The organism is Vibrio inusitatus (assembly GCA_024346935.1).
Classification (GTDB): Bacteria; Pseudomonadota; Gammaproteobacteria; order Enterobacterales; family Vibrionaceae; genus Vibrio; species Vibrio inusitatus.
On record AP024879.1, the window covers coordinates 974768 to 988069 of the forward strand.

A 13302-nucleotide genomic window follows, 5' to 3' on the forward strand; every position below is an offset into this window, starting at 1 on the left:
ACAGCCAATATAATTACGTTTAAATAAAAAATTCACAAGACATAGCATCATCTATGCTATATCAATAAAGTAAAAACAAATTCTAGTGTTCTATATTGGCGTCAATATGTTCACTTTTTAAGGCTGTACCTCTAGCAAGATCTTCATTCATAACTTGCCCAATGACTTTATCTATGTACTTAGGTGCCAATCCAAAACCTGGACGTATACTTCGCACATGTTCATCAGTTAGAGTGTCGCCAGCCTTTATGTCTTTAACAATGTATAAAGAACGACGAAATTTTACATTTCCTTTTTCAGCTTCAGTACGCTCATAGTTAACTTTACCCAATGATTGCCAAGCCGTATTTGTATCTTCACACAGTGCTTTCAGTTCCTTAGGCTCAAGAGAAAAGCTATCATCGGGTCCCCCACCTTGACGGTCCAACGTAACATGCTTTTCGATCAAACAAGCTCCTAGTGCAACTGATGTAACCGCAGTTGCATTGTCGATAGTGTGATCAGATAAGCCAGAAAGAACACCGAAACGTTGTTGCATATCCGAAATAGTACGTAAGTTATATTGGTCTGCAGGTGCTGGGTATCCACTAACACAATGAAGAACAACCAATTCTTGGCAGCCATTATTTTTCGCTACATCAATAGCTTCCTGAATTTCTGCATCATTGGCCATGCCGGTAGACATAATCATTGGCTTACCGGTTTTTGCAACTTTCGCAATTAATGCGTGATCAACCAACTCAAAAGACGCAATCTTATATGCAGGTGCACCAAGTTCTTCTAATAAATCAATCGCGGTAAAGTCAAAAGGGGAACTAAACATCGTAATACCCAACTCTTTGGCTTTTGCAAACAATGAAGCATGCCATTCCCATGGTGTATGTGCCCATTCGTAAAGCTCATACAGGGATTTTCCATCCCAAAGACCACCATGAATCTGAAAATCTTCTTTGTCGCAATCAATAGTAATCGTATCAGCACGATATGTTTGAAGCTTAATAGCGTCTGCTCCAGCACGCTTTGCCTCTTCTATTATTTGAAATGCTTTATTGATGTCGCCATTATGGTTAGCTGAAAGCTCAGCAATAATGTACGGCTTATAGTCTGGACCAATTTTTCGTCCATCAATTTCAATGTAATTCTTAGTCATCAGCTTTCTCCAGACGAACATTGTAGCGAGTATTGTTTATGGTGATAAACGCAGGAAATCGATTAGGATCACACACTCTAAGCAAGTTAAACTGTTGTTCTATTGTTTGCTTAGGATCTAATTCACTGTCGTTTGGTGTGCGTTTTCTATAATAAGATGTTTGTGATTCTTTTTGTGGCTCTGACGTAGCGTCAAAGATATGTTCACTAGCCCAAGTGATTAATTCTAACTCTGCATCAAACAATTTTTTATTGATGTCATCATAAAGCTCTGTACCTTCAAGCAGGATTGTTTTTTTCTGCCATATGTCACCTGTGTCCACTTTATCTTCCGCATCTAATAACGATAACGTGATATAGTCTTTATCGTTTAGAATATCCCAAACATGTGGACTCCAGCCACGGCCTTCCGGCAGATCACTTGCATGCAGAACCAAGCAATATTGGAATAAATCTCGGGTTTGCGCCCTAACTATCTCAGAGCATGATACTAAAAACAGGATATCCCCCGATTCGGACACATCCTTTACACGAGTTACCAATTGAATGTTATGTTTGTGACTATTCGCTTTTTTCCAACTCTCCAAATACGTAAATATTGGGTGATTTACATCACTACAAAGTAGCGTTATATTCATTATTAATACCGTTTATTTTTTCTACTACCCTTCGGGTACCAAGTCCATCGCACAACAAAAAGTTGTTATGCGAATATTCATCCCAATTGTCAATCAAGTTATTGACAGCCGGTGCAAGCTCTTTCTCGATGGTTTCTAAGTCTACCTTGATAGACGAACCACTCTTAACCAGTTGATGACATATATCAACTTGGTTTTCGGCTAAAGGAATAATAACGCTTGGTAATCCTAGGCATGCTCGTTCCCAACTAGTACTGCCAGGTGCACCGATAGCAATATCGTGCTCCAACATTAATCCAGCGATATCGCTACTGAAGATTATATGTTCTGCATTTTTTGATGTGCTGCACCACTGTTGGACAGCGTTAAAATGAGGAGACCTTGCGCTGAGTAACACCGTAAATGACAGTCGTGATTGATTCTTAAGAGCCTTTAACGATCTTAGTGTCGCGTTAGGTGGGTCTATACCGCCCATAGAAACCAACACTTTAACATTAGCCGTTGGACTTACTCGCTTACTAGCTTGCTTACGCAAATTCGAAAACTCGTCACGTAATAATGCATATTGAGTACCTGCCAACACAAGCCCATTAGAATGGTAGTCAGCCGTACGTCGATTTAATGTTTGATCAAGAATAACATCAGCATCATGTTCTCGCATGAGGTCATCAATACTGACGATTTGACAGTGTAGTGAACTTCTTATTTTCTTGTGCCACTGTTTATCGATTGCATAATGATCAGTAACGACCCAATCAGCAGCATCAACGTAGCTCAGAAAATCGCTGGCATCCTCAAGAGGACTGCGCTGAAGCCAAGCAATATAATCTTCTGTACTCTTCGGTAAACTAACACTCTGCGGAGATGTTAAAGAAATAACATCAAAGCCCTGTTGTGTTATGTAGTCTATCATGTCACCTTTCTGTGGAAGACAAGTAAATACGATAGAATATCCTTCCTCTCTTAACACTTTGGCTAAAACAAGGCAACGCATCACGTGACCGCTGCCAATATAGACAGAGGCATCAACTCGAAAAATAAATTTCACAATTAGCTCTTCGACACCAGAGTATACAAAGCTTCAGCAAACTCCCAGTCCTCTGGAGTATCAATATCTTGAACTCGTTTCCTTGGAAGTAATACAACTTGCGAATGAGGTGCAAAAAAGGCTTTCTTCTCTAAGAACGCTTCTTGAGTTCCCCAATAAAATTGACCTGCATCATGAAAAGCTTCTTGTAAATCTTGTGATCTAGACAGTTCATACTGTGACTCAAACATTGACACTTCACCAGACGCAGATAGTTGAATTGCTCGCTGAATCGGAAAAGGAAAACTTGTAGCGCTGAATACGTACTCTGCTCCAGTATCTAGTAATTTTTGCAAACCTCGAGCCAAATCATCACTGGTAACAAAAGGGGCTGTTGCGTACAAGCAACAGATGTTTTCGACTGGCAAACCTTTGTGCACACACCAAGATACTGCATGTCCCATTACATCTTTCGTCGTAGCAAAGTCATCAGAAATATCTGTAGGTCTGATAAAAGGAACTTCCGCTCCAAACTGCTTGGCGACTTCTGCTATCTCATGGTCATCTGTGGAAACCAACACCTTATCAAAACAACCGGACTGTATTGCTGCTTCAATTGAATAGGCAATCATCGGCTTCCCATGAAACAACTTAATGTTCTTTCTCGGTATACGCTTACTGCCACCGCGCGCTGGTATAATTGCGATATTCATTTGCTATGCCTCAAGAATGCCAGATAAAACAGACACTACTGTGTCTTGTTGTTCGTCAGTCATAAGATGAAACATAGGTAATGAGATTGCTTCTTCATAGTAACGCTCTGATTCAGGAAAATCTCCCAAAGAAAAACCTAACTTTTGGTAATAAGGTTGCGTATGTACCGGAATATAGTGAAGATTCACACCAATGCCCTTTTCACGAAGTGCTTCAAATACCTGTTTGTGTGACAACGAAATCTCTTCAAGCTTCAAACGAATCACGTACAAATGAAGACCCGAGTAGGTTTTGTCCAATTGGAACGGAAGAACAATTGGCAATTTAGTCAATAATTCATTGTATCTTTTCGCTAAGCGATGCCTAGCCGATACAAATTCATTAAGCCTAGTCATTTGACTGACACCCAGTGCAGCCTGCAATTCGGTCATTCGATAATTATAGCCCAGCTCAATTTGCTGATAATACCAACCACCGTGCGATTCACCTTCCATCTTATCCGCATCACGAGTAATACCGTGACTACGATACAACTCCATTTTTTCGGCAAGAATCTGATTATTAGTTAGAGCAGCCCCGCCCTCTGCAGTCGTCACAATCTTAACCGGATGAAAACTGAATACGGTAATATCTGAATACTCACAATTACCTATCGGGGCATTATTGTATTCACCGCCAATCGCATGTGAAGCATCTTCAATAATATTGAAGCCATATTTTATCGACAGGTCGTGAATCGCTTTCATATCGCAAGGTTGACCACACAAATGCACCGGAACCACTACTTTAGGCAGTGTGCCATTAGCTTTGGCTTGTTTTAACTTGCTTTCAAGTTTTACCGGGCACATGTTGTAGGTACGAGCATCAATATCGACAAAGTCGACCTTTGCACCACAATACAATCCACAGTTTGCTGATGCGACAAAGGTAACTGGTGTAGTCCAAAGCCTATCACCTTCTCCCAGACCTAGAGCCATACAAGCAATATGTAAAGCCGAGGTAGCACTGTTTACCGCAACAGCATAATTCGAACCAGTATGCCCAGTCAGTGAAGCTTCAAAGGCTGGAACTTGCGGTCCTTGCGTTAAGAAATCAGATTTCAAGACATCAATAACATTATCGATGTCTTGTTGAATAATCTCTTGCTTTCCATAAGGGATCATTTTGATGCTCACACTGTGAAATTAGGATCAACGTGCTCTTTAATCAGATCACGCAAACCTTCGATTGTTTCCCATTCGGTATTTGTACCCGAGTTGTACTTAAAACCAAACGGCACTTTTTCAGCTTTGTGGTGCTCAATGTATTCTTGCTCTTGATACGTGAAAGACACAGAAGGAAGGATCGCATAGTAACGACCTAAATCAATCGTATTCAGTGAGTCTGTATCTGTAATCATCTCTTCATGCAATTTTTCACCTGGGCGAATGCCTACAACCTTCGTTTCGACACCTGGCGCTACAGCTTCTGCAATATCAAGGATTTTGTATGAAGGAATTTTAGGGATAAAAATTTCACCACCCAGGTGGTTTTCAAGTGCGTACATCACCATGTTCACACCATCTTGCAATGAGATATTAAAACGAGTCATTTCTTCATGAGTGATTGGCAACAGGCCTTCATCCTTCTTATTCATGAAGAACGGGATAACAGAGCCTCGAGAACCCATAACGTTTCCATAGCGCACTACACTAAATCGAATGTCTTTAGAGCCTTTGATGTTATTAGCTGCTGTAAATAACTTATCAGAAGCAAGTTTAGTCGCCCCATAAAGGTTTATAGGAGCACACGCCTTATCAGTCGATAATGCAACAACATCTTTTACACCGCACTGTAAAGCAGCTTGAATAACGTTTTCAGCACCATCAATGTTGGTCCGAATACACTCAGTAGGGTTGTATTCAGCAGTATCTACTTGCTTTATTGCTGCAGCATGAATAATGACATCTACACCTTCGCATGCTTGAATCATACGGTTTCTGTCACGCACATCGCCAATAAAGAAGCGAAGCTGAGGAAAGTCTTTGGTTGGATACTGTTGCTTAATCTCAAACTGCTTTAACTCATCGCGTGAGTAAATGATTATCTTCTTAACATTTTCATAGCGTTCTAGTATTGTTTTAATAAACTGCTTACCAAAAGAACCCGTACCGCCAGTTATTAAAACTGTTTTATGATTTAACATGTTTTTCTCTCTAAATTTAATCCGTATGTTAGCCTTAAAACTTTAGCTAAACACTATACTTGCAACCATAAATTCAGTAGCATCTAATATAGTACATACAACAATGATAAATGTACTCACACCCGATTCTAGCCGTGAACAATTCGTAGAATATCCCTGACTGTATCTCATAACTCTAAGCTATTCTGAACTCTACAAACCAATCTGAACCACAAAAGGTACTTGCGATAAGTAACCGTAAAGGTATTAAGAAAATTGTATACTAGTTTGTATGTAAGTTCGATAAATCATGTAGCCTTTTAGTTTAACTGGCTAAATTTTAGCTGCTTTCTACAGATTTTTTTTGCACGCGTAATTAAGCACGACTTTGATCCAGTGAAAAACTGACGGTAAATTAACGATGAACTGAGTAGCTTTCAGATGCTTGTTCATATCGACGCGGTACATGCAGTTAGTACAGGGGTAAAATTGGTCAGAAAACTACACTAAGTTTAGGGATTATTGTCTATGCCGAGAAGGAAAGTGGGGTAAATAGGTGGTATTTTGTTATATATTCAAATGATAAAACGAATGCTGTAAGGTAGATAAGTACGAGGTTTAAGCACCACCACTTGCCTATCCACGCCAGAGCCATCAGAGTTAATGGTATGTAAAGAAGGGCACGTTTCCTATCTGTGCCCTACTTTGGTTTTACCACAACACAATATCTAGGTTTTTCACTTTATCCAGTACTGATAGAACAATATCACTTGCTTGTTGCATCGTGTCAGCTTCAGCATAGCAACGTAACTCAGGCGCATTACCAGAAGGTCTAAGATGTACTATCACTCCACTTGTCAAAGTCATTCGCAAACCATCCGTAATATCAACGTCCACCACTGATTCATCAAAGCCTAAGCTCTTTATTAACGTTTCTGGAGCATCAATACCATGAGCCAAAATAGCCAAGCTTTTTTCAGTAGCAAAATTTTGAATTCGATCGCTATGGCTAAACCTTTGCGGTAAATCACTCACTAAATTAGCAATAGTGATGTTTTTAGCCGCTGATAACAGCATCAATGCTGGTAGAACAGCATCCCTTGTAGGTAATCCTTTTAATGCTTTACCATTAACTTCAATATCAGCGCCTAATAAGAATCCGCCGTTGGCTTCAAACCCAGCTATGCGGGTATATTTTTCAGATAAAATATCAAACTCCGCGATCACGTACGGAGATCCAATTTTAGTCTTGGATACCGCCTTAAAGGTCTTAGATTTCTCGATAATGGTATTACAACTTACAGGAATGGCGAGCGCTTCAATTCTCATTTCCTGAGCACACAATAAGCCAAGAATATCCCCACGTAACCAGTCACCATTTTCATCAGCAACCAATGGGCGGTCTCCATCCCCATCTGTAGAGAAAATGAAATCCAACTTATGTTCTACCGACCATATCTTCGCCTTTGCTTTATCAGCATCAGATACCGCTTCAGTATCAATCGGAACAAATTCATCACTACGCTCTAAAGAAATCACTTCTGCACCGAGAGACTCAAAAAGCGTAGAGTAAATATCGCGGCCAGCGCTTGAATGCTCATAGATGCCAATACGCTTATCCGATAACATGTCATCGTTGAACAAAGAAGTGTAGCGATTAGCATATTTTTCTGCCGCAGACGAACACATGTTTAACTCAGGTAACTCTAATATCGATGCGAATTGCACGTTCGCTGTTAGGATAGCTTGTTCATCCGCTTTACTAATCTCACCATCTGGACGATAAAACTTTAATCCGTTTCGGTCGAAAGGAATATGGCTACCAGTAACCATTATACATGGGATACCATCCTGCATCGCACTGTAGGCTAGTGCAGGTGTCGGTATCACGCCATAATAGAGAACCTCCATACCTAACTGCTTAATGGCGCCTACAACCGATTTAGCCATCATTGGACTACTAGGGCGATTATCAATGGCAACCGCTACTTGACGGAAGGAAAAGCGGTCTTGAAGCCCTGAAAGAAATGCATGTGTAAACGCAGCACAGGTGTCAGTTGTAAACTGTTCAACCAATCCTCTAGCGCCACTTGTTCCAAATTGCACGCCAGAGCTCTTAATAACTTCTGAGCTAATTAACACTTGTTCCTCACTTAGCCAGACGGCCATACTTATCTTCGAAGCGAACGATATCGTCCTCACCCAAATAACTTCCCGTTTGAACTTCTATCATTTCCAATGGGATCTTCCCAGGGTTCTCAAGTGCATGAACTGTCCCTAATGGGATATAGGTTGATTGGTCTTCCGAAACTAACATCGTTTTCTCACCATTAGTTACTTTGGCAGTACCTGAAACCACAACCCAATGCTCGGCTCGATGATGATGCATTTGAATAGAAAGCTTTTCGCCTGGATTAACGGTAATTCGTTTAACATGATCGCGGACGCCATAATCCACAGAATCATACTTACCCCAAGGGCGATACACTTCACGATGGAACTTGTGTTCGGTTCTACCTTCACTTTTTAGGTGATTAACTACTGCTTTTACATCTTGAACTTGCGACTTATCAGCAACTAAAATGGCATCTTTGGTTTCAACAATGATGAGATCATTTACACCTACCGTTGCAATTAGTTTATTTTCTGAATGCAAATAATTCCTTTTAGAACACACAGCAACAACGTCCCCTTTAATCGCATTTTGATTGTGGTCTTTGCTCGATACTTCCCACAACGCCCCCCAAGAACCAACATCACTCCACCCTGCTTTCATCGGAACAACGGTAGCCTTAGTCGTTTTCTCCATTACCGCATAATCAATAGAATCACTCGGGCACGCTTCAAAAGCCGCCTGATTTATGCGTATAAAATCCAAATCTGATTGAGCATTAGCTAGTGAACGCTCACATGCTTCGTATATTTCAGGGCTGTGTTGCTTCAATTCCTTTAAATATAGAGACGCTTTGAACATAAAGAGTCCACTATTCCAATAGTAATCTCCAGACTCCACATAACTTTTAGCTACATCAAGACTTGGTTTTTCAACAAAACTGTCTACTTTAAAGCCTAAACTATCCTCGCCCTGAGGTTGACCCCGCTTAATGTAACCGTAGCCTGTCTCAGGTGACTCAGGAACTATGCCAAATGTAACTAATTGATCATCTCTAGCAAATGTTTCGCCCGTTTCAATAGCCCCTGCGAAAGCGCTAATGTCTTCGATAAAATGATCTGCAGCTAACACCAACAAAACAGGGTCTGCATCTACTTCTTCCTTCAACGCTTGAAAAGCAGCTAAAGCAATCGCTGGAGCAGTATTTCTTCCAACAGGTTCCAAGATAATGCCTGAATGAGAAAACCCCCCAGTACGGATTTGTTCTGCTGCAATAAACCGGTGTTCGTCATTACAAATTACCATCGGAGACTTATGCTCAAAACCCGACAGCCTTGAAAAAGTTTGTTGTAGCATTGAAACATCATCAGAAAGCTTTAAGAATTGTTTAGGGTATAATTCTCTAGAAAGGGGCCATAGGCGACTGCCACTGCCGCCTGCCATTATTATTGGATAAATCATAAATACTCTTTTTTTGATAATTGTACTTTGACGGATGACGACCCAAAGTAACATACTTGCTTGTGATAATAAGCTATTACTCAATAACAACAAAGACTCAATGAAGCAGTTTTATATTAGCACATTCATATTTTGTAGAAATACCCGATTTCAGGTGATTATTGGGTCATTAATAGAATGATTTAGAAGAGAAAACTACCAGCCCAGTGGTTCGATTTTTTTACCAAAAAATCAATCAGCAATACCATGAATTATCAACGTACGTCGTCTATCAACTCATCACTCATACACTACTTCATCCAAATACCGTAAATAAGCATTACGCAATCTCAGAGTATTACGTTCAAAGTAATTCGGATTCAGGCGTGATCGATTCAAGTACTGTCTATCAAGATTGTGGTAATTGTTAGCAGTTTGACCAAGCCCTGTGTTCAACTGATTATGCGATTCCCCAACACGTGTCTGTACGCCAAAGTTCCACTCGCTCACGCCGCGTACAGTCAAATAATCAGGCTTCATGCCGCGCCATACCGTGAACGGTATTGATACATTAAGGGTAACAAACTGCTCTGATTCGCTGTTTAGGTAAGACGCGTCTAGTCGCGTATCTCCAAGCCAGTGACTGGTGGTTGCTCTAACGCCTTGATCGCCGCCCCAAAACTCGCCGCCTTCCACTAGCATCTGCCAGTTCCACTGCGCGACCGACAAGCGATAGTGAGCAAGTAACGGCGTACGAGCATCAACATCGATGCTATCTTTTTCTTCAAAGTAACCGACTTCAAAGCCGAGGTTATGCATGCCACTTTGACTGTACCACTGCGTTTCATTTTGGCCGCCGTAATAATCACTTCGTATTAAGCCGGCGCTGAATAACGTCATAGTATCTAACGGTAAACGAAACGCTTGATGCACTAAAGCGCGATCAACTTCATTTTCCAACGCATCGTATTCAAAATAACCATCATCGTAATCATCGCTGTTGGCGATAGGCAAAATGTGCCTGACATCAATTGCAGCGCCTTTCCAAAGCGGCGTATACAAGTTGGTTCCAAGACCTATGGAATAGTCAAAAAAGCCGTATTCCGTTGCAACCGCGTAGTTCATGACTGGCGAGAAAATCAGCTCACTGTACCCAAAGCCATCATTAGTGGTTTCGTAGCGCCACGTCGTTTGTTCAAGCTTTGCCACAAGATCATGATTGGCAAATTGGGTCTGAGTACACTTGCTGCCATTTTCGAGAAATTCTCGATAGCAGTTTAGCTCGGTATTAATGGCAAGCATTGGGATCTTGTTTTGAATCAGTATTAACTCTACGTTTTGCGCCCTGCCAGTCACTCCTGGTAGTTCAGAGAACACCCCTTCACCCGCGTGAGCGGAAATGATGCCCAGTGCAACGCCGGCCCCATCCATGGTGTTGTGCTGATAGCGTTTATTTTCTAACGCCACCACCAACGTATTCAGGTTTGACCCTACGCGAATGTTCACAAAGCCCTCTTGTTCTAGCTTTCCGATGAGTTGCGTCAGGCTGCTCGCCTCACTTTTGGACAGCTCAGTAGTAACTTGAGAGGTAGAGTCTGGCTTTATGTCTGAGTATTTTTGCCTAGTAAAGGTATCACCAAAGAAGGGAACCGAAGCACTGACGCCCCATAGGGTTTGGTCTTGATTGTCGTGCCCAGAATACAATTGATACTGCGCCGCAACTTGAGCGCCATAAGGGAGCATATCTCTTGGAGTCATAACGCGAACTGCCGCGTTGAACTCTTGTGCGTCGTACTCGCCTGCCAATTGCACAAAATCAAAGGGTTGCCACTCGGCTCCCGCAAACGGCCCGTCAAGCACACCTAAGCTCAGATCCGATTTACCGTACCCACCGCTAAGACGCAGATTAAAGGCGTCGATTTCGGTATCTGCGACCACAAAGTAAGCGTCAAAGTTGCTTGCCGCCCCGCCAATATCTTGCGCACCAAAGGCTAAGTTAAAGCCGGCTAAATCTTCTAGGTAAGGAAGCTGAAATTTAGCCGATGCAGAGAGATCTCGTATGCCACAATCAGATTCAAAGTAAGTATTGCAATTATACGTCTTGGTGACGATGCGTCCGCCCACCTCCAAATGAGGCAATACGCCAGCATTCACATACCAACTGTCCAGCTCCGCGATGCTGCCGCGATAGGGCACACCCTGGCCAAATGCCGCGCTGCCTCTGCCTGTTTCTAGAGTTTGGGCATTAGGGGTAAATATCAAGCCACTAAAGCCTTGCTGAGAAGGGAGAATGTCCACACTCGCCGCTGAAGCGCCACTGAAGACGAGAATAGAGCCCACGATCAATCGATGTGAAGTAAATTTGTACAAAAGAACATCCATATTCTATCTGTAATCCATGTAAAACCACCATAACCAACTGATAACATTAAGACAATGCACTTTAATGAAAATCGAACAATATTCCTTAATGCTGTGGGCTAGCGCATTGTTGTCAAACGAAGAATTGAGGAAACGACGAGCCATCATCTTCGACCTAGCCACTCGTCACCAGTTAACGTGTGAAACACCCCAATATGGCGCTTGATGTAGAAACCAATTACCCTTTACTACGTATTTCTCGTAAGTTGATTGGCCTTTGCCACAATTTGCCTTAAAACGAACATCGAAGTGTGAGAAAATCGCGCCAATGTTGGCAAAATAAAAATAATCCAAAGGAAGAATTATGAAAATAGCGATTGCCGGTACAGGCTATGTTGGTCTGTCCAACGCGGTATTACTCGCGCAGCATCATGAAGTCGTGGCTGTGGATATCATCCCAGAGAAAGTCGAACTGCTGAACAACAAGAAATCACCGATTGTTGATGCTGAGATAGAACAGTTCCTTTCAGAGAAAGCGCTGAACTTTACCGCTACGCTAGACAAAGAACAGGCTTATAAAGATGCTAAGTATGTTGTCATCGCCACGCCTACTGACTACGATCCACAAACGAACTACTTCAATACTTCATCGGTTGAAACCGTGATTAAACAAGTCATAGAAATCAATCCAGATGCTGTGATGATCATCAAATCCACGGTTCCAGTAGGTTATACGGCTCGCATCAAAGAAGAGCTTGGCTGCAAAAACCTCATCTTCTCTCCAGAGTTTTTGCGTGAAGGTCGCGCGCTGTACGACAACTTGCACCCATCTCGTATTATCGTGGGTGAGCGCAGTGAGCGTGCAAAGGTATTTGCAGACCTATTGCTCGAAGGCGCAGAGAAAACCGACATTGACGTTCTGTTTACCGATTCAACCGAAGCCGAAGCAGTTAAGCTATTCTCAAACACCTACCTAGCGCTTCGCGTCGCATACTTTAACGAATTGGACTCTTACGCTGAAGCCCACGGTCTTGACTCACGTCAGATCATTGAAGGTGTCGGCTTAGATCCTCGTATTGGTAACCACTACAACAACCCGTCATTTGGTTACGGCGGTTACTGTCTACCAAAAGACACCAAGCAGTTGCTTGCTAACTATGAAGAAGTGCCAAACAACATTATTGGCGCGATTGTGGATGCTAACCGCACGCGTAAAGACTTCGTTGCGGACTCTATCTTAAACCGCAATCCAAAAGTGGTGGGGATCTATCGTCTTATCATGAAGGCTGGCTCTGATAACTTCCGTGCATCATCAATTCAAGGCATCATGAAGCGATTGAAAGCAAAAGGCATTGAGGTTGTGGTGTATGAACCGGTTCTTCAAGAAGACCACTTCTTCCATTCACGTAACATCCGCGATCTAGAAGAATTCAAACAAGTTTCTGATGTGATCGTATCTAACCGTATGGTTGAAGACATCAAAGACGTTGAAGCGAAAGTGTACACTCGCGACCTGTTCGGTAGTGATTAACGTTACCGCATAGGAAGCCAGCCGAACTTCCTCAATATCACACCAAGCCCTAGCTACATTGCTAGGGCTTTTCGTTTCATAGCTGATCAGTATTGGTCTCATAACTCCCTAAAGCCCACTGAAAAAAATTCTTGGGCCTATTGGGGAGACTTCACCCAAATAAAA

Annotated in this window: 10 protein-coding genes; 1 reads left to right on the forward strand and 9 read right to left on the reverse strand. The window is 42.1% G+C overall.

Annotated features, from left to right (window positions below; translation table 11 throughout):
* Nucleotides 1-82: 82 nt before the first annotated feature.
* The 9 genes from pseI to OCU48_RS17390 form a co-directional block, all read right to left on the reverse strand.
* Nucleotides 83-1150: a pseudaminic acid synthase gene (pseI, locus tag OCU48_RS17350; RefSeq protein WP_141346751.1), complete on the reverse strand. Its 1068-nt coding sequence runs from the start codon at nucleotides 1148-1150 to the stop codon at nucleotides 83-85.
* Nucleotides 1143-1787, reverse strand: coding sequence for a UDP-glucuronic acid dehydrogenase (locus OCU48_RS17355; RefSeq protein WP_141346752.1), 645 nt, complete (start codon nucleotides 1785-1787; stop codon nucleotides 1143-1145). The genes pseI and OCU48_RS17355 overlap by 8 nt, the downstream gene beginning before the upstream one ends.
* A complete protein-coding gene (gene pseG, locus OCU48_RS17360; protein WP_167496225.1) occupies nucleotides 1765-2835 on the reverse strand; it encodes a UDP-2,4-diacetamido-2,4,6-trideoxy-beta-L-altropyranose hydrolase in 1071 nt (356 codons plus the stop codon). Before pseG ends, OCU48_RS17355 begins: the two co-directional genes overlap by 23 nt.
* Before the next feature lie 2 nt (nucleotides 2836-2837).
* Nucleotides 2838-3527, reverse strand: a complete 690-nt coding sequence (pseF, locus tag OCU48_RS17365) for a pseudaminic acid cytidylyltransferase (protein ID WP_141346754.1) — start codon at nucleotides 3525-3527, stop codon at nucleotides 2838-2840.
* Between the two features lie 3 nt (nucleotides 3528-3530).
* A complete protein-coding gene (gene pseC, locus OCU48_RS17370; RefSeq protein ID WP_208727206.1) occupies nucleotides 3531-4703 on the reverse strand; it encodes a UDP-4-amino-4,6-dideoxy-N-acetyl-beta-L-altrosamine transaminase in 1173 nt (390 codons plus the stop codon).
* Nucleotides 4700-5713 carry a UDP-N-acetylglucosamine 4,6-dehydratase (inverting) gene (gene pseB, locus OCU48_RS17375; protein WP_141346756.1) on the reverse strand — a complete coding sequence of 338 codons (1014 nt, stop codon included), beginning with the start codon at nucleotides 5711-5713 and terminating at the stop codon, nucleotides 4700-4702. The genes pseC and pseB overlap by 4 nt, the downstream gene beginning before the upstream one ends.
* A 690-nt stretch (nucleotides 5714-6403) precedes the next feature.
* On the reverse strand, nucleotides 6404-7861 hold the full coding sequence (locus OCU48_RS17380; protein ID WP_141346757.1) for a phosphomannomutase: 1458 nt from the start codon (nucleotides 7859-7861) through the stop codon (nucleotides 6404-6406).
* Nucleotides 7842-9266 (reverse strand): mannose-1-phosphate guanylyltransferase/mannose-6-phosphate isomerase, encoded by a 1425-nt coding sequence (locus OCU48_RS17385; RefSeq protein ID WP_141346758.1) that lies wholly within the window; start codon nucleotides 9264-9266, stop codon nucleotides 7842-7844. Before OCU48_RS17385 ends, OCU48_RS17380 begins: the two co-directional genes overlap by 20 nt.
* Before the next feature lie 279 nt (nucleotides 9267-9545).
* Nucleotides 9546-11585 carry a YjbH domain-containing protein gene (locus OCU48_RS17390; protein WP_371859133.1) on the reverse strand — a complete coding sequence of 680 codons (2040 nt, stop codon included), beginning with the start codon at nucleotides 11583-11585 and terminating at the stop codon, nucleotides 9546-9548.
* A gap of 385 nt (nucleotides 11586-11970) precedes the next feature.
* On the opposite strand from OCU48_RS17390, the gene OCU48_RS17395 reads away from it, so the two are divergent.
* Complete coding sequence (locus OCU48_RS17395) at nucleotides 11971-13137, forward strand: nucleotide sugar dehydrogenase (RefSeq protein ID WP_141346760.1); 1167 nt, start codon at nucleotides 11971-11973, stop codon at nucleotides 13135-13137.
* Nucleotides 13138-13302: the final 165 nt, after the last annotated feature.

What these genes read in the sequence shown, in the direction of transcription:
- pseI (WP_141346751.1), bottom strand. Translation starts at nt 1,150, where the DNA reads ATGACTAAGAATTACATTGAAATTGATGGACGAAAAATTGGTCCAGAC.
- OCU48_RS17355 (WP_141346752.1), bottom strand. Translation starts at nt 1,787, where the DNA reads ATGAATATAACGCTACTTTGTAGTGATGTAAATCACCCAATATTTACG.
- pseF (WP_141346754.1), bottom strand. Translation starts at nt 3,527, where the DNA reads ATGAATATCGCAATTATACCAGCGCGCGGTGGCAGTAAGCGTATACCG.
- pseB (WP_141346756.1), bottom strand. Translation starts at nt 5,713, where the DNA reads ATGTTAAATCATAAAACAGTTTTAATAACTGGCGGTACGGGTTCTTTT.
- OCU48_RS17380 (WP_141346757.1), bottom strand. Translation starts at nt 7,861, where the DNA reads ATGGCCGTCTGGCTAAGTGAGGAACAAGTGTTAATTAGCTCAGAAGTT.
- OCU48_RS17385 (WP_141346758.1), bottom strand. Translation starts at nt 9,266, where the DNA reads ATGATTTATCCAATAATAATGGCAGGCGGCAGTGGCAGTCGCCTATGG.
- OCU48_RS17395 (WP_141346760.1), top strand. Translation starts at nt 11,971, where the DNA reads ATGAAAATAGCGATTGCCGGTACAGGCTATGTTGGTCTGTCCAACGCG.